Here is a 22,496-nt window from a genome sequence, read left to right on the forward strand (position 1 = left end):
ACACGGGATCCAGCGAAAGAACATCACTTGCGCATAAACGAGTACGCCTCAACCAGCCCCTGCACGATATCCGCCGACACATAATGCGGCCCATCGAAGAGATAGGTCTTGTACCCACGATAAGCATCGATCTGCGGCCTCAGTTCCTCCACCGTCGCGGAGCGAAATCCGCCGCCCATTCGCGGACGAAACGCCTCCACGATGATCCTCACCCGATGCCGCCCCAGCTTCGCCGCAAGCTGATCTGCATACTCCCGGGCAACGCGCGGCTCACGCGCATACACCCCGCATCCATCCTGCAACAGCACGCCGACATCGCGCGGCAGCCATTGATCGAGCCAGTCGGCAATCGCCGCGCCGCCCACATTCGCGCGATCATAAACACTGATCCACAACGGCTTGGGCAACGCATCGAGCATCGTGCGTAACGCACTCGCGTTCTGCCACGTCGGATCGATCTCCACGGGAAAGTAGTACCCCGTCACATGCACCGGCGGATGAACCTCCGCGAGCCGCATCGATTCGATGAACAGTTGCGCCGCATTCGCCCGCGCCGCCGCTTCGTCGAAGCGGCCCGCCAGCCCGACGATCACATCGCGCGCCCACGGTTCCTGCCCGATGCGCTCCCAGTCCGGCATGCGCGGCGCCGCGCGCAATCCCGCGCCCGGCACGAACGATATGCCGTCCACCGCCGTCCATTGCACGATCAGCTCATGCGCGCCGAGCCTGTCCCAGTCGCCGCGCGGATCGGCATGCGCGTTGTCGGGCTGCCAGACGATGCCGTCGACAAGACGCGCGCGCGCGGCATCGGCATGCGCCGAAACGGGAGCGCACGCAAGGCAGCAAGCGATGACGAGAACGGAGAAGAGGGAAGACATCAGTACGAGAATACCGCACCGAAGAACACGCCTTTCGCGCGATCATCGCCCGCGACGCGAAATCGGTATTGCACCGACACATCGACGAACGAGCGCGGCGCATCGTACGGACCGCCACGAAACCAGTAACGCGCCGCCACGCCCGCGCCGACGCCCACCGGCACGCTGTGATCGATCGCCGAATCGTAGTCCATGCCGATGACCGCATGCGGAAACACCGTCAGGCGCGGACTGAGCGCATCGAGCCGATAGGTGCGGCCCAGACGCGCGTTCGCGGTCGCGTAGGTCGAATCGTTCACGATGTAATGCCCCGCCTCGCCGTACATCGTGCCCGTCCACCAGCTCGGCACGTCGAGGCGGCGCGTGTCGCCGAAGCCGTTCGAGTAGGCCGCGCGCACGAGCCAGTCCGAGCGCACGTCCGAGCCGATCGGCAGAATCTTTTCGACGGCGAAAATCGCATTGGCCGATGCGAACGGTTTCACGCGCGCGCCGATCGCCGCCTGCAACGTCGATGCCCCCGACGGCCCGTCGCCCTTCACGCCGAAGTTCTCGTAGCCGCGCGCGTACACCTCGAACATGCGGTCGCCGAGACTGCCGAACGGACGCCAGTACGCCTCCGCGCCCGCCTGCCAGTTGTTCGACAAACCCGGCGTCGGCGCAAACGCGAAGCCTTGCTGCGCGCCGTTGCCGCGATAGTTCACGGTCGCGCTGAAGCCCCAGTTGCGCGTCGCTTCGGCGTGAGCCGCGCGTGCGTCGTTCAGTGCTTCGGGCGTGAGCGCCTCGTCGGCGGGCGCGTTTGCGCCGTGGTCGATCGCGCGTTCCAGATACTTCGCGCCCTCTTCATTGCGATGCAGGTTGAGCGCCGCGTAACCCGCGTCCGCTTGCGCCGATGCGGACAGCTTGCCGTCTCGCTCGGCGCGCGCGAAATAATCCAGCGCGAGCGCGCTGTCCCCCGCGCGTCGCGCGATGACCGCCGCCTGCGTGTCGGTCATCGAGTCGAGCAGGTTCGCATCGATCAACGCGCGCGCTTCGCCCGACGCCTCGCGTGTGCGGCCCGTCGCCGCGAGCGCATCGATCAGCGCGATGCGCGGCTGCGGATCGTCGGGCACTTCGGTGATCGCCGTGCGCCAGTAGCCGATCGCCGCGCCGCGATCGCCACGCCGTTCCGCAAGACGCGCTTCGCGTGTCGCGGCGAGCGCGGGATCGTGCGCGTAGACATCGCAGGAAGCGCCGAACGAGTCTTCGCGGCACTCGAAGGTCGGGCGCGCGCGCGGATCGACTTGCGCCGCTTGGGCCGCGCCCATGCGCAACAGCGCCTGCGCGCGATGGCGGCGCAAGGTGATCGCGGCATCGGCGTCATCGGGAGTCTGCGTCGCGACGGGCGGCAGCGCGTCGAGCGCCGCTTGCGGGTTGCCTTGCGCGAGCCGCACATCGGCGATGATCGTGCGCGCCACGCGGGCATCGCGGTATCGGCGTTCATCGGCTGCATCCGTCGATGCGGCGAGTGTCAGCGCCTGCGCGAAATCGGCGTCCTGTCCGAGCGCCGCACGCGCATAGCCGCGCAAGGTCCACGCGAGCGCATCGTCGCGATCGAGCGCGATGGCATCGCTCGTCGCGCTCTCCACGCCCGCGAAATCGCCGCGCGCGAACAGTATCTCGATGAGCTGCATGCGGAAGTCCTTGCGCCCCGGCGCATACATCACGGCCTGTTGCGCGAGCCTCTGCGCCGCGTCCAGATCGCCGCGCTCGCGGGCCGCATACGCCGACTGCGACGCCGCCGGCGCAAGTCTGTCGCCGATGAAGCGTTGCCGCTCGCGCAAGGCGTCGCTCTCGCCAAAGCGCTTCGATGCGTCGGCGGCGGCTTCATAGGCGGCGAGATCGTCGCCGGATGCGGCGAGCGAATCGATCAGCAGATAGCGCAAGCGTTCGGCCTGCGGCGCGAGCCGCACCGCTTCACGGCTTTCGGCCACGGCCGCCGCATAATCCTTGCGCGCATACGACCGATACGCCGTGCGCGCCGCCTTCAGCGCCGGCTCCGGCAAATCGCCCGGCACGCCGCCCGCGCCGCCCGACGCGATCAGCACGTCGATCTGCCTGCGCCGCGCCGTCAGCGCCGGCAGCGGACCGAGCTGCGCGATGGCGTCGGCGAGCGCGCGGCTCGCGTCCTTCAGACGCCCGCGCGCCGCGAGCGCATTGGCCAGCAGCAGACGCAAATCCGCGACGTCCGGCCGCTGGCGAATCGCTTCGCGCGCGCCGGCGATGGCATCGGCATAACGATGCGCGTCGTAGGCCGCAAAGGCTTCGCGCGCCACGCGATACGCCGCGCCGCTAAGCGGCAGCGGCAAGGTCTCGTCGGCACGGGCTGCCCCCGAGGCGCACAACGCGGCGGCCGCCCACACGGCGAGTCGCAAGCGCCGCGTCATCGAATCCCGGCCCGCTCGAGATAGCGGCGCCGCTGCTCCGCGATCGCGACGGTCAGCGCATCGGGCGTGATGACCTGCTCCGCCACCATGTAATCGCCGATGCGCCCGTGCCGCTCCGGCCGGTAGTTGCGCAACGCAGTCTCGAACGCGTCGCGCGTGACGAGCCCCATCTCGATCATGATGTCGCCGACGAGCGGCACGCCGCGCGCGGCGGACGCATCCGCGAGCGAGGGCGACGCTTCCTCTTCCCCATCGCCCGTATGGACCGGCATGCCGACCGCGCGCAGCTTCCGCAGACCGCCCGTGATCTCGCTTTCACGCACGATATGCAGCGCGACCGCGCGGCCCGCCGCCGCGCTCAATTCGGCGAGCGACATATCGTCGAGCAGGCTCGCGCAGGCGAACAGGGCGTGGCCGTTCGCATCGATACCCTGCGGCAGCGCGCGCAGCCGCACGAGCGTCTCCGGCGTCGCGATAGTCGTCAGGTCCATGCGCGCGGCAACGAAACGGCCGCGCGGCAAGTCCGCCTGAAACGCGATCGCTTCGGCGAGCGTTTCCTCGTCGAGCCAGCCGCGCGTGACGAGCACGCGTCCGATCGGCGCTTCGCGCGCGTGATCGGTTCGCAGCGCTTCTTCGAGCCGCTCGGGATCGATCGCCTGCCACGAAACCAGCAGTTCGCCCAGATCCTGACGCGTATCGCGCAGGCCCTCGTTGCTGGGGAAATCGTGCATCGTCTTGTCCCACGCGAGCCGCCGCCCCGTCACCATATGCACGATGAAAAGCCGCCACGCGCGCGCCACCGCCATGAAGTTGATGACATTGCTGATGACCATGCGCGGCACCGCGAGCACGCCGTGCTCCCAGCCATAGAGCCGCGTCGTGAAGACGATGCGTTGCGTGACGCGCAGCACGAGCGCGACCGAGTTCGCGGCGAGCAGAAATTGCAGCCAGCGCGAATCGATGAACGGCGACGGAAAGAAATCGCTCGCGAAACCGAAATACGACGCGGCGGCGAACAGCATGAACTGCACGGCGAGCAGATACGCGAGCATGCCGACGAACGCCGTCACCACGCCCTTGCGATCGCGCATCAGCAGATAGCGGTTTGCGAGCGAGCCGCTCCAGCCGGTCAGCGCCCAGCCCTGCAAGCCGATGCCGAGCGTCCAGCGCGCGCGCTGCCGGTACGCGGTGCGAAAGGTATCGGGAAAGAATTCGCGCACGCACAGCGGCATCGTCAGTTTGATTTCGCGCTCGGGGCCGAGGCCGAACCAGCCCTTGCGCCGGGTCGTGAATTCGACCGGGAAGAGCGGAAAGATCGACTGCATGCCGAGCCGCGTGATGCGCGTGCCGATGTCGTAATCCTCGGTCAGGCTTTCGGTGTTGAACGGCTGTTGCTGCGTCTGTTCGACGAGCGCGAGAATCGCGCGGCGCGAGAAACACGTCCCCACGCCCGCCGACGGCACCGCGCCCGCCAGACTCTCGCGCACGACGAGATCCTTCCCGTGCCATTCGGCGAACTCGTCCATGTAGGTGCCCGCGACGAGCTCGAACCAGTGCCGTTCGAGCGACGCCACCGGCAACTGGATCATGTCCTTGCGCGGCAGGAGATAGTTGAAGAACTTCAGCTCGACGGGATGCAGCACGTCCTCGCTGTCGTGCATCACGATGCCCGCGAACTCGATGCCCGCCTCGAACTCGTAATGCAGGATCGCCTGCACGAGCCAGTTGAGGCAGTCGGCCTTGCAGGTCGGGCCATCGTGCGGCACTTCCACGCGATGCAGATGCTTGTAGCGATGCCGCATGCGCTCCACTTCGGCGATCGTCGCGGCATCATTCTGATACGTGCCGACGAACACCGTGTACGCGCGATAGTCGAGCACGCGCACGAGATCCTCGATCATCGCGGCGATCACGTCGTGCTCGTGCCACGCGGGCACCATGATCGCGATGTGCTGCTCATCGCGCGCGTAGAGCTGCTCGACCGTCAGCGGCGCGAAACGCCGCTCGACCGTCACGCGCCGCCAGAGTTTGCGCGTCCAGTACCAGACGTCGATGAACAGATCATCGAGGCTCGAAAGCAGGATGATCGCCGCGACCGTCGCGGCCACGTATTCGAGTCCCTGGTAGTAGTCGGCGAGCAGGATCTCGCCGTACCACCTAAGCGTCTCCAGCATCACACGCGATCCTCGTCGTCGCGGGCGCGTCGGTTGCGATGTCGGCGGCGCGCGTTACCGGCCAGCGCGATCAACGCGAGCAGCAGCACGACGAGCACGGTGGGAATGCCCCAGCGCGCCCAGTGCCGCGTCACCCAGTCGGTGCTCGATGCGGGCTCGTCGGCCATCTCTTCGGGATTCACCGTGTCGAACTGCTTCAGCACGCCGCTGCCGTCGACCACGGCGATATTGCCGCGCGACAGTTGCAACCGGTCGGTGAGAACCGGCGCCGCGCCCGCCGACCGATACACGACGCCGCTCTGCCCGCCCGCGCTCGCCACGCTCACCACCGCGACGCGCGACAGGCCCGACATGTCGAGCAGCGTATCGCCCGCAGGCGAGCTCAGCGAAAGACGCTCGGCCGAATACACCGCGGGGTTCTTCTCGTCGGCGAGACGGACATCGGCGGCGAGGAATGGGCCGTCGGGGTGCGCCGCGTCCTGCGCGCTGCTCACCGCGAACTTCGCCGATACCGGCGCGATGCCCGCCGCGCCGGTCAGCACGGCGAGGCGCGGCACGCTGTTCAGGGCATCGTCGAGATAGGCGCGCGGCACATACACCGTTGCCGACGACGCATAGCGCGCCGCCATGCCCGCAAAGGTGTTGTCCGGCGTCGCGGTGGCCAGACGCAGATGGCTCGACGGCAGCACCGCGACCGGATACGTCTGGCGCGCCTGACAGCCGCCGTCGGGCTGACGGCGGAAGGTCACGCGCAGATCGTTGGTGCGCGCGAGCGCGTAGCGGGGAATCGGCGCGACGAGGCGCTGGCGCGCGCCGTCGACGTTGATAAGCTTCGCGCCAATCATCACGTCATTCAGGTACACGGTGGCGGTCGCACCGCCGTTGGACAGCGTCGGCGATGCCGCGAGGTCGAGCACGACCTGCTCCGGCAGGCGGCCGTTGCCCGATGCCGCCGCGAGATCGAAACGCGCATTCCACGAGGCCGCGGTCTGCACGTCGATGCTGCGCGGATCGCCGCCCAGCTCCGACAACGCGATGGTGTCGCCGCGCGTCTGCTGCGCCGTGTCGATGCGATGCACGATCACGCGGTTCGATACATCGATGGGACGCCAGCCCTGCGCGAGCGCGCCGATGCCGCGCGGATCGCCGACGACGATGATCGCGCGCCCGCCGACATGCGCGACGCGCACTTCGCCCGGCGCGAGCTGCGCCGTCAGTTGCGAGGCCGTGCGCTTGCGCCATGCGTCGAAAGCGGCGAGCGCGTCGCCCGAGGTGTTCGCGACTTGCGCGCGCAGCGCATCGAGCGCGCCGTTGAGCGTCTTGCGCATCGTTTCGTCCGCGACGACGACGTCCGGACCGAACGCCGCGCGCGCGCCGAGCGCGAGCAGCGCGCCGAGTTCCGCCTGATCCGCGATGACGTGTTTGCCGCCCGCCGCGAGCGCGCCGAAGGCCGGCACGTTGCGCAACGCCGCGGGCACGTCGATGCCCGCGAGGTCCACCGTGTCACCCACGGCCGGCAGCGCCTGCACCACGGGCCGCTTGCCGTCGCGCTGCAACAGCGCGTCGGTGCGCCAGGCGGTGTCGAACGCGTTCGTCGACAGCTTGCGTCCGGACACCGCCAGCACTGGCGCGTAGGGCAGCGCGCTCCATGCGGTGCGCAAGTCCTGCACGTCGGCGGGATTGAACCGGAACGTGAGGCGCGTGGTCGGATCGACGCGCAGCACGTTGCCGATGGCTGTCTGATCCGCGCACTCGTTCTGGCTGATCACCGACGCGAAGCCGAGACCCAGACGCACGAAGCCGGCGGTTCGCGCCGCACCATCGACGCCGAGATTGACGGACACCCCGCCCGCATCCTGCGTGAACGCGCGCGCCAGCACGGGAGAGCCGTCGAGCGAAAGGAGCATCGTGACCCGGCCGCCGTCGCCGCGCACGTAACCGCCGTCGAATTGCAATGTGGCGTCGCTGATCGGCACGCCGGCGGGCACGGGCAGAAAGAATTCGCGGCGCGTGTCGGGCGCATTGAGCGTCACGCTTTCGAGCAGGCCGAGTTGCCGCAAGGTCACAGTGCGCGTTTCCGGCACATCGAGGCCGAGACGCTCGAAAGCGCTCGCCGCCTGCGTGCCCGGCGCGTCCGTCGTCGCGCCGAGGGCCGCATCCTGCAGGCCCGCCAGGAGCGCAGCGCACGTGAAGAGTGAAGCCAGCACGGCACGCAGGCCGCGCCGGTCGATGATGTCGTTGAGCAAAGTTGAGTGACTCGAAATTGACGCAACGAGGCGGGATGGCCGCGAAGGAGGAATGTGCACGTCGCGCGCGTCCGCCCCGGTTGCGTGAGACAGGATGCCGGGCGCCTATGCGAGCGCCTCGCGCACGACACGCGCTGCAGATTTCATTCCGCGCGGCGTTGCAGGATTGAATTCCTCGAAGGGCCGGCCCGCGAGCGCCGCGACGATGCGCGAATCAGTGAGGACGAGCGTCGAAGGCTTCGGCATCGAGCGATGCTGGCCCGTCACGCACACGACGGAACGCACATCCGGTTGCGTTTCCAACGCCGTCACGAGGGGTGCCATCTCGATGGCTTCGGGCCGCGTCCCGAAAATGGAAACTATCGTTTTTCGCTTCGTGTTCATGGGTCCCGGCGACTGCACAATTCGTGAGAAATCGATTGTATTCAGACGTTTAGGACCACCCTCCAACTAAAATGTAAAAAAGTCTAACGAGAGCTTTATGTGAGCGTTTGGCGAGTTTTTGTCCAGCTTGAGGCGGCTTTTTTTACCTAACCAGTTAGACATCCCAAGATTTGGGGCGACATCGCGAGACTACTTGGCCGCGGGCGCTTTCTTCCTACAAAATCTCGTCGATCTCGATATCGAGCAACGCCGAACTCATCGACTTGCCGTGCGCGTCGAGCGCGAGCGAACGCGTAACGCCGCCACCGAGCGCGTGACCCAGCACAAAGTTGAACGCGTTCAGCAGCGGCAGTTCATAGCGTACGACTTCGCCCTTCACGACATCGGCGAGATGGGCCTTCACGCGTTCGGGCGTCAATTGTTCACGCAGATGCGTGTAGTGCTTCGCATCGAAGCAGATCACCGAGACATTCAGCGTATTGCCCTTGTCGCCGGTGCGGCCGTGTGCCAGTTCACGCAGTTTCATCGCTTGCCTCCACGAATTCGAATATCGGATTGACATGCTCGCGCGCGAGCAACACGGATTGCACCGCGATGACTTCGCGCGTCGCCTTCGTCACGCCGCCGCCGCCCGCCGGTCCGTTGGTATAGAGCGTCTCGACCTCGTTGCCGATGCGCGCCGCCTCCTTCGCGCTCGATACGCGGCCCGCGACGCGCACGCGCACTTCGTAGGGATCGTCGTGTTGGGCGCCGAGCGTGTCGCCATAGAGCGCGTTCACGCCGATCAGATCGAAGCGCAGTTCGCTCGTGTCGACGCCCGTGATCGCGAGGCGCTCGCGCACGATATCCAGCGCGAGTCGCGCGCGCGCCACCGCACCCGGGCCGCCGTACGAGATTTGCCCTTCGCCGATGTAGCCGTCCGCATATGCGACCGAGACCTTGAGCGTATCGGTGCGCGGGTTGCCGCGTCCGCCCGTCACGCGCACGCGATCCTGCGCCTCCTGCACCGCGCGCACCCGCGTGAAATCCGCGACGACATCCGGCTGGAAGTAACGGCCCGGATCGTGAATCTCGTACAGCAGTTGTTCCTTGCACGTGGCCTCGATCACGCATCCGCCCGCCTGCGCGACCTTCGTCACGACGACCGCGCCATCCGCGCTCACCTCGCCGATCGGAAAGCCGAGACGCGCGAGATTGCCGACGTCCTTGCAGCCGGGATCGGCGAAATAACCGCCCGTCACCTGCCCCGCGCATTCGAGCAGATGGCCGACGACGGTCGCCTGCCCGAGCGTGTTCCAGTCGTCCATGCGCCAGCCGAACTCGTGGATGAGCGGCGCCGTGAACAGCGACGGGTCGGCGACACGCCCCGTCAGCACGATATGCGCTCCCGCCGCGAGCGCCGCGACGATCGGCGCCGCGCCGAGATACGCATTGGCCGACACAATGCGCTCCGCGTACGCGCTGACATCGTCGCCGGATTCCTCGAAACGCAGCGACGAACGAAGGACGACATCGAGCACGTCGTCGCCCGTGACCGCGGCGATCTTCAGTCCATGCAGGCCCAGTTCGCGCGCGATCTGCGCGGTCTTGCGCGCCGCCGCGCGCGGATTGGCCGCGCCCATGTTCGAGATGACGCGCACGCCGTTCTTCGCCGCGACCGGCAGCACGGCGCGCATGCGCGCTTCGAGCAGCGGATCGTAGCCGTGGTCCGGATCGTTGCGGCGCGCCTGCTGCGCGATTGCGATCGTGCGTTCGGCGAGGCATTCGAACACGAGATAGTCGAGCGCGCCGTGTTCGGCGAGTTCGAGGGCAGGCTCGATGCGGTCGCCCGAATAGCCTGCGCCCGCGCCGATTCTGATGGTGTCTTTCATGACGTCGTCCGTTCTTGATTAAAGCGGAAACACGCCGAGCACGACACACGCGATCGTCATGACGATCGATGCGCCGAACAGCAGCGGGAACGTGAACTTCTGATGATCCGCGAGATCGATGCCGCACAGGCCGACGACGAGAAACGTCGCGGGCGTGAGCGGGCTCACGGGAAAGCCGGTGGTCATCTGGCCGAGCAGCGCGGCCTGTCCGACATGCACCGCCGGCACGCCGAGTTGCGACGCCACTTCGGCGATCACCGGCAGCACGCCGAAGTAAAACGAATCGGGATCGAAGAGCATGGAAAGCGGCATCGACACGAGGCCGAGCACGACCGGAATATGTCCGGCCATCGCGGGCGGCACGAAGCCGACCGCCGCCTGCGCCATCGCCTTGAGCATGCCGCTGCCCTGCATGATGCCGGTGAACACGCCCGCCGCGAGCAGGATGCCGGCCATCATCAGCGCGGCGCGCGCGTGGGCATCGACGCGTTTTCTCTGCATGTCGACGTTCGGGTAATTCACCATCAGCGCGATACACAGGCCGACCATGAACATGATCGCGGGCGGAATCTTCTCGCCCATCACGACCATGGTGCCGAGCACGACGATCGTCAGCACGATGTTGAACCAGAAGTGCTTCGGGCGGCGCAGCGCCTGTTCCTCGGGCGTGAGTTCGCGCTTCGGCACGGGCATCGCGCCGTTCGCGCTCGAATAGCCGAGCCGCTTTTCTTCGCGGCGGCCGAGCCACCAGGCCATGCCGAACACGAACGCGAGACCGATCGCCTGCACCGGAATCAGCGGATTGAAGAGCGCCGAAATCGGCAGATGCAGCGAAGCGGACGCGCGGATCATCGGCCCGGTCCACGGCAGGAAGTTGATGCCCGCCGCCATCGACACCGCCGCCGCCAGCACGCGCCTGTCCATCTTCAGGCGATCGTAGAGCGGCAGCATGGCGGGAATCGTCACGAGAAAGCAGACCGCGCCGGAGCCGTCGAGATGGATCAGCAGCGCGAGCAGCGTCGTGCCCATCACGATGCGCGTGGGCTTCGTGCCGACCGCGCGCAGGATGCGGTCGATGATCGGGTCGAGCGTGCCCGCGTCGGTAATGGTGCCGAAATAGAGAATCGCGAACACGAACATGCCGACGACGGGCGCGAGACTCTTCAATCCGTCGATGACGAATTTGCTCGTCTGCAAGCCGAAGCCGCCGATCAGCGACGCGGCGATCGGCACGATGATGAGCGCGACGAGCGGCGACATGCGTTTGGAAAGTATCGCCCCGAGCAGGACGACGATGGTGGCGAGGCCGAGCAACGGCAGCATGAACGTGTCTCCGAATATTGTCTTTTGATGGAGTTCAGCGTAAGTTCGAAGCGGCGATAACACAATTGAAATGATTTGATCGCAGCTATCACAAACGATAATGGATCTGAACCTTCGCGATATCCGCGCGCTCGTCGCCGTGGCCGAGGCGGGCAGCTTCACGCGCGCGGCGGAACGGCTGCATCTCTCGCAGCCCGCGCTCACCGTGCAGATACGCCGGCTGGAAGACGCGGTCGGCGCGCGGCTTTTCGACCGCAATAGCCGCAACGTCGCGCTCACGCCGACCGGGCGCGAACTGCTGCCGCTCTTGCGCAAGTCCTTGCGCGACATGGAGAACGTGCTGCGCGATGCGCGCGCGATGGGCGAGGGAGAAAGCGGCACGATCCGCATCGCGTGCCTGCCGACCTTCGCGGCGAGCGCGTTGCCCGAACTGATCATCGGCATGAAGCGCGACGTGCCGCGCGTCGTATTTCAGATTCGCGATGTGGTGGCGAGCACCGTGAATGCGCTCGTGCGCAACGAGGAAGCGGATATCGGCCTGACTGGCGGCGACGTGCTCGATCCTTTGCTCGAAGTGCTGCACGCGGGCGTGGACCGGCTCGTGGCCGTCTGTCCGAAGGAACATGCGCTGGCGAGGAAGCGCCGCGTGAGCTTAGCCGATCTCGCGCGCTCGCCGCTCGTGCTCACCGCTCCGGGCACGAGCGTGCGCGCGGTCGTCGACGCGGCGCTCAGCGAAACGCGCGAAGCGCTCGATATCGCCTGCGAACCGACTTACATGATGACCGCCGTCGCGATGGTGCGCGGCGGTCTGGGCGTGACGATCCTGCCGGAAACCGCGCGCGAGGTGCGCGCGGAGCCGGGGCTCGTGGTGAAGGCGATCGACCATCCGGCGTTCGTGCGGCCGATCGCCATCGTGAAGAAGCGCGGCAGGACCTTGCCCGCCGTGACGGAGCGCTTCGTCGAACGCATGCGCGCGACGATGAACGCGCCCCGCTGAACCGCGCGCCTACTTTTCCATCGTCGCCATGTCGATCACGAAGCGATACTTCACGTCGCTCTTCAACATGCGCTCGTAAGCCTTGTTGATCTCGTCCATGCGAATCATCTCGATGTCCGACGTGATGCCGTGCTTGCCGCAGAAATCGAGCATCTCCTGCGTTTCCGCGATTCCGCCGATGAGCGATCCGGCGAGCGAGCGGCGCTTGAAGATCATGTTCATCACCGAAGGCGACGGATGCGGATGCTCCGGCGCGCCGACGAGCGTCATCGTGCCGTCACGCTTGAGCAGCGCCATGAACTGATCGAGATCGTGCGATGCGGCCACCGTGTTCAGGATGAAGTCGAGGCTGTTGGCGTGCGCCGCCATCTGATCCGGGTCCTTCGAGATCACGACTTCATGCGCGCCGAGACGCTTCGCGTCCTCGATCTTGCCCGGCGATGTCGTGAACAGCACGACATGCGCGCCCATCGCGGCGGCGATTTTCACGCCCATGTGACCGAGACCGCCCAGGCCCACGACGCCGACCTTGTGGCCCTTCTGCACGTTCCAGTGGCGCAGCGGCGAGTAAGTCGTGATGCCCGCGCACAGCAACGGTGCGACCGCCGCCAGTTCCAGATTCTCCGGGATGCGCAGCGTGAACGCCTCGTCGACGACGATGGCCGTCGAATAGCCGCCGTACGTCACGCCGCCCGACTTGGCATCCGGCGAGTTGTAGGTCTGGGTGAAACTCGCGGGACCATCGCAGAACTGCTCCAGTCCTTCCTTGCAGGAGTCACACACGCGGCATGAATCGACCATGCAGCCGACGCCCGCAAGATCGCCGACCTTGAACTTCGACACGTCCGCGCCGACCTCGACGACGCGCCCGACGATCTCGTGACCCGGCACGACCGGATAGTTCGAGCCGCCCCATTCGTTCTTCGCCATGTGCAGATCCGAGTGACACACGCCGCAGAACAGAATGTCGATTCGCACGTCGTTCGGGCCGACATCGCGGCGCTGGATTTCGAGCGGGCCGAGCGGTTTGTCGGATGCGGATGCTGCATAGGAATACGCTTTCAGCATGATTGTGCTTTCCTCTTTGATTCGAATCTCGTGAACGGGATCGGCGCTTGCTCACCGCTTGTTCCCGTGGGGAACACGCGCGGCCGATATGAAACGCAGGATGGTTGTGTTGTGTGCGGCGGCGAACGTTCGCCGTCATGCTCCGCACGCGTTGCGAGCGACTTGCCGATGTCGCCGGTATTTCGGCGGCAACGCGCAACGTCAGTACTGTATGCCTACCAGAAGAACTCTGCCGAAACGACGGCGCGATTATGCCCTTCGAAAGGATCGCATGATCGCGTCGCTGGAGAATTTGACAATCGCGCCCCTCTGTCGGCTCCCTGCCAAAGCAGGATTGTTCGACAGGCGTCCGGCGCATTAAGGTTGTCATGCGCGCGGAGACGACGAATCTTTTCGCGCGGCGCCGGGCGGCTCGCGCGCCCGGCGCCTTCATCCGATTCATTCGGGGACGCCGTGCGGCACGCAAGTTCCCGGCGCCGCCACTTTGAGAGAGCGAGACCATGAAGGCGAAGGCGATCACGGTGAGCATCGACATGCCGGGGGGCGCAATCAGCGCCGAGTTTCATATCGATACGGGGCGTCTCAGGATCCTCGAACGCGGCATGCTGCGCGTCGAGTTGTTTCCGCCGCATTCGTGGTTCACGGTGGCGTCGGTGGCCGGGAACAGCCGCTGGGGAACGCGGCCGCGCGAGGCGGATCTTTATCTCGTGGTCGAGAATTTCATCCAGCAGCGTTTCGGCATGATGGCGCAGCGGGGCGAGGCGTCGTGCGCGCAGTAAGATGCGCGCTCAGCGCGAACGCGCGCGCCGTGTGCGTTGGTAGAACCCGTCCGGTTTGGTGCGTACCCAATCGACGAAACTGCGTACCGCCTCGTGCGCCAGCAGCGCCTCGACGGACGAATAGCACTGCGCCAATTCCTTCTCGGTAAAGAGCGCATGCAATTGCCGATGACAGATGCGATGCAGCACGGCCGTCTGCCTGCCGCCCTGCGACTTCGGCACGAGATGATGCAGATCGCGCTCCGCGGACGGCACCGCGCGCCCGCACAACGCGCAGACTTCTTCCTGCGGCGGGTGATACCACGGCTCCGGTATGCGCTTCGCCATCGCGATCCTCGTTGGTTCTTTTCGAGTGTACGCTTCGGTGTTCGGTGACGTGCCGTATCGCCGGATTGTTCAATATACCGAAGGTTTTTTATCGCTGACTGCGCGCAGGCGGCCGATAACCCGGCACCTGATGCAACGCGCGATGACACGCCGCCGAAAGCGCGGCCAGCCGCTCGACGCTCGCGCGCATGTCCGCTTGCGTGCGCGTGATGGTCTCGCGCAATGCTTCCAGACGCGGCATGATCTGCTCCGCAATTGCACCGCCTTCGTCCTTGCTCCCGAGTAGCATTTCCGCATCCTCGCGCGCTTCACGCAATTCCATCACCGAGACCTTGTTCTGCGCGAGCAGACCGGCATAGCGCTCAGCCAGTTCGCCGAGACCCATCGACCGCATGCGCTCGACGAAATCGCGCGTCGACTGCAACGCGAGTTCGCCTGCGTCATAGGCCATGAATTGAACGTCGCTGATGGAGAGCGCGATGCGTCCCTCCGGGGTCGTGAATTCGAGCTTGTGATGACGCGCAAAAAAGTCGACACCAAGTTCAAAAAACTTTGGCCCATGCAAAGCAGTTCATACCTGTTCAAAAAAGAGCGTACCGAATCCCAATATTGCCTGTTCAGGACGCTCACGTCGATCTGGCTCCGCGATTTCAAGGAGCTACGCGAGAAGTCAACTATGACCACATCTCTCAAATTGCACTGCTACTGCAGGGATTTTCAAGCTACGCGCATAACGATTGGTATCACATAGATCACTATCGCAGACCCGAGACACAATCATGCAGGCTCCATCGAGCTATACCTCCGCAGGCGCAAAATCGATCAATAAGTGCTATACGACACATCGCCTGCCGTCGTCTGCAACTTGGGCGTTTCAACATATATGAAAGGCTAGATATGACATGTCGGTCGACTATCACTATCAACGATCAACAGTTAACTTTCCCTGCGCAGTGTGGTCACTGCAACCGCATGATGTTAGTTTTTCAACCTTAAACTGGATATACATAGCATGAGCAACGAAGAGCGAAATCAGCGACTCTCGTCTAACATCTACCACGGCGTCGCAGACGCCGTCGTCGCGTACATGGTCGACTGCGGGCTGAAGGATACCGATGTCATTAGCGGCGAATTCCTCGCCGCTCTCGCACACGCATACAAGCCCCTTCCGCGATTCTGGCGCGACTTCAAATTCCAACCAGTCGTCGAAGCTGTTTCTACGCAGTACCCTTCCTGGACCTCCGCGGTCCTTCGACGCGAACAAAGTGCGACAAACGTGCTGCGTAAGGTCAAGAAGATTCTGAAACGAAACGCATTTGATGAGGCGAACGCGGAATTGCTGATGACCCTGCCGCCGACGGCTCGCCCGGAGACTGCTGAGGACGCGTTGGAGTGGATTTGCATGAAGCTCTCGAACGAGGGGCTCGGAGACCAGCTGAAATGTGCTCGACTGATAGGTCTGGATTGCGGTGAGCAAGCGCTCGAGGTTGTGCATTGTCTTGAACAGGCTGCGGCGGGCGTTGAATACTCGAGCCCTTTCACGCAGTTCGTTCGCCAAATCCGAGACCAGTGCATCGCCAAGCGCCGAGCCGTCCTTACTGAGGCGTGAATGTCGCGCGTTCCGAGGGCCGCTTCAAGTCGCCCTAGCCGACGACCGTGCACCCATGGGTGCGCCTGTACGAGCATTCGCCTCAACTCGCGCGATCCACTATCGCGCGCGTTTAATCCTTGCACCACCGAGCCAAGTGACTCGCACGTGCCCGGAGACAGTCTTCCTTTAGATGATGTCCAGTCAGGTGGTACACCACTGCAGCATCGAAAAATAAACGCTGTTGAGGGAATCAGTCAGTTCGTCGCGATCGTTCCGCTTTCTCACGAGGTCGGACCGGCGGACGCGTCCTCACTTTGCTGCTCGAAGTTGCAGCGTCAACTTTCTGATGACGCTGGCTTCTATCATGGCGGTAGGCTATTTTGGAGAGATCTTCCACTTCTTCTCTACATCGAGGCAGTTTAGAAAAAGACTCGTCAAGTGAACGTATTTTTGGACGTCCGGCCGCAAACTCCTCGGGTCGACTAAGCCAGATGCGAATCTAGGTCGAAACATGGCCGGTCCGCATACATATACTATGTCTCCGCGTCACAGTACGCATCCTTCACGACCGGATTTCCAAGAAATGAGCATCATAGACAAGTCTGTTAAAGCCGCAGCAGCTTCCAAAAATTCCTACGGACTGAGAGACCAAGATTTGACTGAATGGACTTGTTCTGCTGCTGGAACTGGAACCAGGCGTAGCGACACAAGCATGGCAATGACCAACGTGGTAGACCTTCAAGAGCCGCAGCGTCATACCCGAAAAAAGCCCAACAAAGTTGCAGATAGGGTAGTTTCCTTCCTCGTAGACTGTGGGCTGAAAGGTACCGACATTCGACTCGAACATCTGTACCTTGCGGTCGAGTATGCCTACCAACCTACGGCAATGTATTGGCGCACGATTGACCTCCGGGCTCTGATCCAGGCCATAGCGCAGCGATTCCCAAACTGTCGTGAGGCATTGTCAATTGAAGACAATATCCCTAACACGAGAGTCCTGCGGCAAGTCAGAATCGACCTGAGCGGGCGCGCGTTCGATGAAGCCAATGCCGAAATGATCAGGAATCTTCCAACAGATGAACGTCCGATGTCCCTTCAAGACGTCTCGGACTGGATTTGCATGCAACTCGAGAAAAGCGGCAGCAAGCGGAAATTGGCTTACGCGAGGGAAGACGGGCTGCGCTGCGCTGAGCGCGCGCTGATGGAGTTGAACTGTCTCGAAAGTGCGGCTTGCGGTGATGAATGGGTTCGAATTGGAACATGCATCGCTCGAGGTTATCGACGCAAATGTATGGCGGAGCGGAACAGAGCGAAGCGTCGTACGAAGCACGTTGCTGGCGGCATTAAGCGACCGCAACGTCAAAGTCCGACGCAACCAGAAATCGTCTTCGACTGAATGGCGCGACAAGCCTCGTCGTTCACGGCTGGAGCGTTGGCGTAGAACCATTAGCAGGAGATCACCTCTTCAAATGCGCTGCCGCAAACTCACGGGGATAACCTAGCCAGACGCGAACTTGTGGGAAAGCATGGTCGGTCCGCGTACATATACTTTATCTCCGAGGCACATGCTGCTGCCTCTCATCCACCTGGTTTGAAAGATATGGGCATCAAAGACAACACCTCCTTCCTCGAAAACTCAGCGAACGTGTGCAATGACGTTGCTAATACCGCAGTGGCCTTCTTGGTGGACTGCGGTCTGAGGGACCGAGACATGACAGCAGGGATTTGGGAAATGGCGCTGGAGTATGTGTACAAGCCAAATCCGCGCTTCTGGCGTGACGTCGACCTCGAAGCGGTGGCCGAAGCAATCTCCCTCCAGTATCCCAATTGGCGGCGTGCTATGGATACTGATGGCAACTCCGCAGAGGAAATTTCGCACGAGGTCTACCTTGTGCTTTATTGCAATCGGTTCTATGAAGCCATGGCAGAGATGCGGGTGGAGCTCCCGAAGTCCGCTCGTCCGAGAACTAGCGTCGCAGCGTTGCAGTGGATATGCGAGGAACTCGACCGAACCGGGCACATCGCTGAATTGCATTTCGCGCAGGTGCCCGATGTGCAATGCGGCAAGCATGCTCTTCTCATCATGACATGCCTCGAGCAAGCCGAGACGGGAGAGGAGATGGTGCTGCTAGGAACTCAGAATGCGCGGTGCTACCGAAGCGAACGTATGAAGGACGCTTTAGCGATGTGTGTAACAAAGCGTTAACGCAGTTTTCAGTCTGGAGGCCTGTGTCCAGGCCGCACGGCTGCGCGTCGGACGCGCAAGATGAGCGGGGAATGACTCAGTGTCCGGTTGCGGATGGTCGCCATCCTTCGCAACGTCGTCGCTGGCCCACGTTTGCTTTGGTCTGATCTCGTGGTTGGCAACGAGGGCATTTTCTCCCGATCGCCGTCTTCAACCAGACCGCACTCAAACTCAGTTCGCATCGCGACCGCGAGAAAAGTCCGCTTCAGACGATCCAATCCGTCGACGGCGTCCTCTGACGAGAATCCTTGCTTTCGTCCCATTATTTGTCAAACCGTGAAATTGGGCCTTACTCGCAAAACAAGAATAACTTTTGCGATATAGACCGTGCGATCCCATGACGCTACTATTCGCGCATTGGAAATGGCTGCTGCAACGACTTTGACGTCCAACTAATTGAGTCATCGACTGTCAGCGGAGCCCATTCGAAACATTTTCGACGACAAAGAAAGATTCAGCACTACAGGGTTTCGCGAATTGCTGACCATCCGGAACTCGCCCTCCTTCTTTGCTCGTCCCTGTACCGGTCGATAGTACCCGGAGTGCGCCCTTGTTCCGGATAATCTCTGAAGCCAGCGCTCGTTGCACGAATGACCGGTGCAACAGCCAGCGAGGTGATGCACCCAACGCTGGACATTCAGCCCCCTGAATTGACTCAGCGTTGATGAGTCAAGGAACGACGTCGTTGTTGAGCTGAGGAATGCATGTTCAATATTCCTTATATGGAGTGGGACGAGACTCGGCTAAGTGATGACAGTCGAGCATGGTTCATCGCAACCTACCCGGGTAAGGTCGTGGGCATTCCGACCGCAAGTTGGTTGTTCGTTTGCGAAATCCCACACCCGCGATGTTTGTGCCTTCATATCTTTGACGCACCAGCGAGCGGTTGGGTGCATCGAGCCATCTGTGAAATCGCAGCAACGAACACGCCTCCGGACCTACTGGTCACTGACGAAACTCGTCTGCAACACGCACTGGTCAGTGTCGGAAGCAGCTTCACAAAGCCAGCGAAAGCATACATCGACAAGAGTTTGATGGGGATGCCTGAAATCCCCGCATTCCTTCGTTGCCTGGAAGAAGTTCTCAACGACCCACTCTTCCAGAAACAATCGATCGGCGAAAAAAACGCAACATTCGACTCATGGCGCACCAAATACAACCTGCGCTAATGCTGGCGACGGAATGGCCTTGTCGCGTAGGCACTGGAAATCGTGCTCGAGCATTGGATGTCGACCGATCGACCGAGAGCCGGTTTGCGACCTCACCAATATAAAACGAGCCAAACGAAACTGTCCACCTGCGGGGCCGGCGACGATCCACGTGCCGATCGGAGTGCGTTCTTCGCCGACAAGAGAAGCCGCAACGGCCCTTCCGGAGGCAGGTGATGCTACGAAATCTTTAACAGGCCATACATTGCGCCTTCGACGCGTCCTCTTGAGGTAACGGCGCCGGCGTAGGTGGTTGCGGATTTCCGACGATGTACTAGACTCGATATGTGCGAAAGCTTTCGCACTCTCAAAAGACCAATATCAAGCTGAATTCTAATCTGGTCTCGCGTTGTTCCCCGCTGTGGGTGGCTATTGCGGATCTATCGCCTACAGCACCGGGAGTCTCCAATGTCCATCATTTTCGTAGACGCCCCTGAGTAGCGGGTGCGGTCTTATCATGCGTCATGCGACGCCCAGTCATCCTGGGAAAATAGTCCGCGCAATAGCGCCAGAGACAATTCGTTCGTTAGCGCGTCGTCATGTTCGGTAATCGTGAAGGCGTTCAACGCCCTTTTGCGCACCATGCGCGCTTCGCGTGGTCGCGGTGCCTGCGCCTGCCTAACGCGTTCCCTGCGTCGGCGCCTTCCCCTCAGTTGTCGCACTAGCGAGCGCAGATGCTAAAACTGCAGCGGAGGCTCGCGGCATCCTGTCACCAGTGACGTGCACAACTAGGCGCTGGTCGCGAGTCAAATGCTCGATGCGGGCCTACTTAGGGTCTATGTACTGACTGACAGCAAATAAGCGTCTTACGAAGGAACAACGATGCCACGGCTTAAAAGTGATTCGAACGACGATTCCCCGCTACATAACGCACAGGTGCTGCGAACGATTCGCATGGCCGCTGTCTCGGCGGTCTTATTCGACTTCAAAGCGGCTCGCGCGCTTCTCAGGCTAACAGACGCAGAAATCGGACGGCTCTTCAAAATCCGACTTATGAAGGTCGCTGGCCTGTCAACAGCGTTGAACCTGGACCTCCGGTCTATTCGTGACGAACGCTATGAAGAATCCGAACAGAGCAAACGACGGGCAACACCGCGTCACATCCTGGTTGCCGAGGGCAAGTTGCTTCACGCATCCCATTTCTGTTCAGCTTCGGGCATGACAGAGCACAAGCTCCGTAAAGAGGTCGCGTCCGACCGCATTTTTGGCGTGACCTTCAAGGGAGATCAATACTATCCATCGTTTTTCCTCGTAGACAAGCTTGATCGCAAGGACTTATCGAAGATCGTGAGGCTGCTTGCAGGCCAGAGCGGCTGGCGCCGATGGGACTTCTTCACGTCACCGAACGCGTCGCTCGGCAATGTGACCCCGCTACAGGCACTCATGAATGGCGAGTTAAAGCAAGTGTTGCGCGCCGCGGCGACTTTCATTCAGAAATGAGAGACCTTTATCGCAGGCGAGATGAAACCGCGCCGGTCGCAGAAAAGACCCGCCACTAGGACGGGTCAAGAAACTTCGAGGGCTGAGCGCCATGCAAGCGCTCAACTCGATGTTGATACCGTTGTCTCCGGTCGACAAGAGCAATCTGCGATTTTATGCGTTTCGGCTGGCGAAACCCCAACCAAGACACGGGCCTCCCCCGGTGCCTTTACGATCGTTCGATGTCCTAGCTCATCCAGCCTTAGCAAGTTACGGCGCTAAGACATCAAGCAATAACGGCGAATCTCGTAATGCCGAGAGGCTCCCAGTTCTCGTCAACTGCTGCCGGTATTGATCGCGCCGGTCATCCGCTCGCTGACATGCACGACGGCGCGTTTCACCAGCTGCATCGGCACGAACGTCGGTCCTCCCATTACACGGACAGAAGACCTTCCCTCCCGTAGTTACCTTCTGACGAGTTACAGTCGATCATGCCGATTCTGACGTACCGCTCTCCCCGGCTTCCGGCTGCGGAGCGGATGCCAGCGGTACGCTCTCTGGTGCTTCAGATACTTTCTTCGCGGCCACTTTCTTTGCACCGACCTTCTTCGCTGGCGCTTTTTTGTTCGCTGCCTTTTTCACCGGAGTCGTGGTCGACGATGCTTCGCTCGCCCCCGTTCCCGCGGTTTTTGCCGATTCCTTTTTTGCAGCGCCATTCTTGGTCACGACCCTCTTGGCCACCGCTTTCTTTTTCGCCGCTGTTTTGCTGTCTGCTTTCTTGGCTGCCGCCTTTTAAATCGATGCCGTCTTGACTACCGCTTTTTTCGCCGTCGCCTTCTTCGCCGCCGCTTTTTTCGCTGTTGCTTTTTTCGCTGTTGCTTTCTTCCCAGCAGGCTTCGTCGATGCCGAAGAGGCTGCACCACCCGACGCCTCGATCAGATACGCTGTACGGTCCGCCGCTGACGCGAGCCATGCGGGCGCCTTTCCTCGGCCGCTCCACGTCGCACCACTCTGTGGGTCGCGATATTTCGGCTCTTGTGGACCACGCGCATAGTTGCCGGCCTTCGGCTCTTTCTTCGGTGGCGATGTGGTCACGACCTTATCGCCATCGATCAGGAACTTGCTACGATCCTCGGCGGTCGCGATCCAAGCTGGCGCGCGTCCGTGGCCACTCCAGGTCGCACCAGTCTTCGGGTCCGCGTACTTTGCAGCGCCTGAATGCTTGCTCGAAGTCTTAGCGGACCCAACCCGACGCTTGCCTCGCGATCCTCGAAAAGCGTCGACATCTGCCGTTGTGAGGCCGTGCTTTTGTAAAAAGCTCGTGAATCTTCGCCAAGACAGTTGAAGACTCCTTTTTAGCAATCGCTTCAGCTTGAGCCTGCAGCTTAGCAATTCTCATTTGTAAGTCTTGTAGCGTGGCGATGCTTTCTCCTCAAAGTGAAGTATGGCCGCACTATGCCACATTCAGTCGTCAAAGTCAGTGGAGAGAACGCCGCTTCTTCCTTGAGTGATACGAACTCTTTCGAGCTGGAGTTGCCCCTATAACTCAGGACACACGGACAC

Annotated in this window: 18 protein-coding genes and 2 pseudogenes; 7 read left to right on the plus strand and 13 right to left on the minus strand. The window is 62.4% G+C overall.

Annotated elements, in window-relative coordinates:
* Window positions 1-23 precede the first annotated feature (23 nt).
* The 8 genes and pseudogenes from NK8_RS31525 to NK8_RS31560 all read right to left on the minus strand — a co-directional run bounded on the left by NK8_RS31525 (window position 24) and on the right by NK8_RS31560 (window position 11,299).
* On the minus strand, window positions 24-878 hold the full coding sequence (locus tag NK8_RS31525; protein ID WP_225936439.1) for a hypothetical protein: 855 nt from the start codon (window positions 876-878) through the stop codon (window positions 24-26).
* Window positions 878-3,301: a tetratricopeptide repeat protein gene (locus NK8_RS31530; RefSeq protein ID WP_213232138.1), complete on the minus strand. Its 2,424-nt coding sequence runs from the start codon at window positions 3,299-3,301 to the stop codon at window positions 878-880. Before NK8_RS31530 ends, NK8_RS31525 begins: the two co-directional genes overlap by 1 nt.
* The gene (locus NK8_RS31535; protein WP_213232139.1) at window positions 3,298-5,478 is read right to left on the minus strand and encodes a glycosyl transferase family protein; all 2,181 of its coding nucleotides are present in this window, start codon (window positions 5,476-5,478) and stop codon (window positions 3,298-3,300) included. Before NK8_RS31535 ends, NK8_RS31530 begins: the two co-directional genes overlap by 4 nt.
* Window positions 5,475-7,721 (minus strand): cellulose biosynthesis cyclic di-GMP-binding regulatory protein BcsB, encoded by a 2,247-nt coding sequence (locus NK8_RS31540; RefSeq protein WP_213232140.1) that lies wholly within the window; start codon window positions 7,719-7,721, stop codon window positions 5,475-5,477. The genes NK8_RS31535 and NK8_RS31540 overlap by 4 nt, the downstream gene beginning before the upstream one ends.
* A gap of 243 nt (window positions 7,722-7,964) precedes the next feature.
* Window positions 7,965-8,105: pseudogene (locus NK8_RS31545) on the minus strand (UDP-N-acetylglucosamine 2-epimerase (non-hydrolyzing)); the annotation flags it as partial.
* A gap of 214 nt (window positions 8,106-8,319) precedes the next feature.
* Window positions 8,320-8,631: a hypothetical protein gene (locus NK8_RS31550; RefSeq protein WP_213232141.1), complete on the minus strand. Its 312-nt coding sequence runs from the start codon at window positions 8,629-8,631 to the stop codon at window positions 8,320-8,322.
* Window positions 8,618-9,976, minus strand: coding sequence for an acyclic terpene utilization AtuA family protein (locus tag NK8_RS31555; protein ID WP_213232143.1), 1,359 nt, complete (start codon window positions 9,974-9,976; stop codon window positions 8,618-8,620). The genes NK8_RS31550 and NK8_RS31555 overlap by 14 nt, the downstream gene beginning before the upstream one ends.
* Window positions 9,977-9,994: 18 nt before the next feature.
* Window positions 9,995-11,299 carry a CitMHS family transporter gene (locus tag NK8_RS31560; RefSeq protein ID WP_213232145.1) on the minus strand — a complete coding sequence of 435 codons (1,305 nt, stop codon included), beginning with the start codon at window positions 11,297-11,299 and terminating at the stop codon, window positions 9,995-9,997.
* Between the two features lie 100 nt (window positions 11,300-11,399).
* On the opposite strand from NK8_RS31560, the gene NK8_RS31565 reads away from it, so the two are divergent.
* Complete coding sequence (locus NK8_RS31565; RefSeq protein WP_213232147.1) at window positions 11,400-12,296, plus strand: LysR family transcriptional regulator; 897 nt, start codon at window positions 11,400-11,402, stop codon at window positions 12,294-12,296.
* A gap of 9 nt (window positions 12,297-12,305) precedes the next feature.
* Here the strand turns inward: NK8_RS31565 and NK8_RS31570 are convergent, their stop codons facing one another.
* Window positions 12,306-13,364 (minus strand): NAD(P)-dependent alcohol dehydrogenase, encoded by a 1,059-nt coding sequence (locus tag NK8_RS31570; RefSeq protein WP_213232148.1) that lies wholly within the window; start codon window positions 13,362-13,364, stop codon window positions 12,306-12,308.
* A gap of 500 nt (window positions 13,365-13,864) precedes the next feature.
* Here NK8_RS31570 and NK8_RS31575 point away from each other — a divergent pair, with 500 nt between their 5' ends.
* The gene (locus tag NK8_RS31575) at window positions 13,865-14,143 is read left to right on the plus strand and encodes a hypothetical protein (protein ID WP_162070488.1); all 279 of its coding nucleotides are present in this window, start codon (window positions 13,865-13,867) and stop codon (window positions 14,141-14,143) included.
* A gap of 9 nt (window positions 14,144-14,152) precedes the next feature.
* Here NK8_RS31575 and NK8_RS31580 read toward each other — a convergent pair whose 3' ends face one another.
* On the minus strand, window positions 14,153-14,470 hold the full coding sequence (locus tag NK8_RS31580; RefSeq protein ID WP_213232150.1) for an HNH endonuclease: 318 nt from the start codon (window positions 14,468-14,470) through the stop codon (window positions 14,153-14,155).
* 88 nt (window positions 14,471-14,558) lie between these two features.
* A complete protein-coding gene (locus NK8_RS31585; protein WP_225936440.1) occupies window positions 14,559-14,921 on the minus strand; it encodes a hypothetical protein in 363 nt (120 codons plus the stop codon).
* Between the two features lie 561 nt (window positions 14,922-15,482).
* Here NK8_RS31585 and NK8_RS31590 point away from each other — a divergent pair.
* The 5 genes from NK8_RS31590 to NK8_RS31610 all read left to right on the plus strand — a co-directional run bounded on the left by NK8_RS31590 (window position 15,483) and on the right by NK8_RS31610 (window position 20,954).
* Window positions 15,483-16,079, plus strand: a complete 597-nt coding sequence (locus NK8_RS31590) for a hypothetical protein (protein ID WP_213232154.1) — start codon at window positions 15,483-15,485, stop codon at window positions 16,077-16,079.
* A 565-nt stretch (window positions 16,080-16,644) separates the two neighbouring features.
* Window positions 16,645-17,457 carry a hypothetical protein gene (locus NK8_RS31595; protein WP_213232155.1) on the plus strand — a complete coding sequence of 271 codons (813 nt, stop codon included), beginning with the start codon at window positions 16,645-16,647 and terminating at the stop codon, window positions 17,455-17,457.
* A gap of 204 nt (window positions 17,458-17,661) precedes the next feature.
* A complete protein-coding gene (locus NK8_RS31600) occupies window positions 17,662-18,267 on the plus strand; it encodes a hypothetical protein (RefSeq protein WP_213232157.1) in 606 nt (201 codons plus the stop codon).
* A 743-nt stretch (window positions 18,268-19,010) separates the two neighbouring features.
* Window positions 19,011-19,475: a hypothetical protein gene (locus NK8_RS31605; RefSeq protein ID WP_213232159.1), complete on the plus strand. Its 465-nt coding sequence runs from the start codon at window positions 19,011-19,013 to the stop codon at window positions 19,473-19,475.
* Window positions 19,476-20,336: 861 nt separating this feature from the next.
* Window positions 20,337-20,954 carry a hypothetical protein gene (locus NK8_RS31610; protein ID WP_213232161.1) on the plus strand — a complete coding sequence of 206 codons (618 nt, stop codon included), beginning with the start codon at window positions 20,337-20,339 and terminating at the stop codon, window positions 20,952-20,954.
* Window positions 20,955-21,498: 544 nt separating this feature from the next.
* On the opposite strand, the gene NK8_RS43455 is transcribed toward NK8_RS31610, so the two are convergent.
* Both NK8_RS43455 and NK8_RS43460 read right to left on the minus strand, forming a co-directional pair.
* On the minus strand, window positions 21,499-21,906 hold the full coding sequence (locus NK8_RS43455; RefSeq protein WP_301549913.1) for a hypothetical protein: 408 nt from the start codon (window positions 21,904-21,906) through the stop codon (window positions 21,499-21,501).
* A 35-nt stretch (window positions 21,907-21,941) separates the two neighbouring features.
* Window positions 21,942-22,325, minus strand: a pseudogene (locus NK8_RS43460) (H-NS histone family protein); the annotation flags it as partial.
* Window positions 22,326-22,496: the final 171 nt, after the last annotated feature.

Origin of the sequence: Caballeronia sp. NK8, assembly GCF_018408855.1 — a bacterium.
Taxonomy (GTDB): Bacteria; Pseudomonadota; Gammaproteobacteria; order Burkholderiales; family Burkholderiaceae; genus Caballeronia.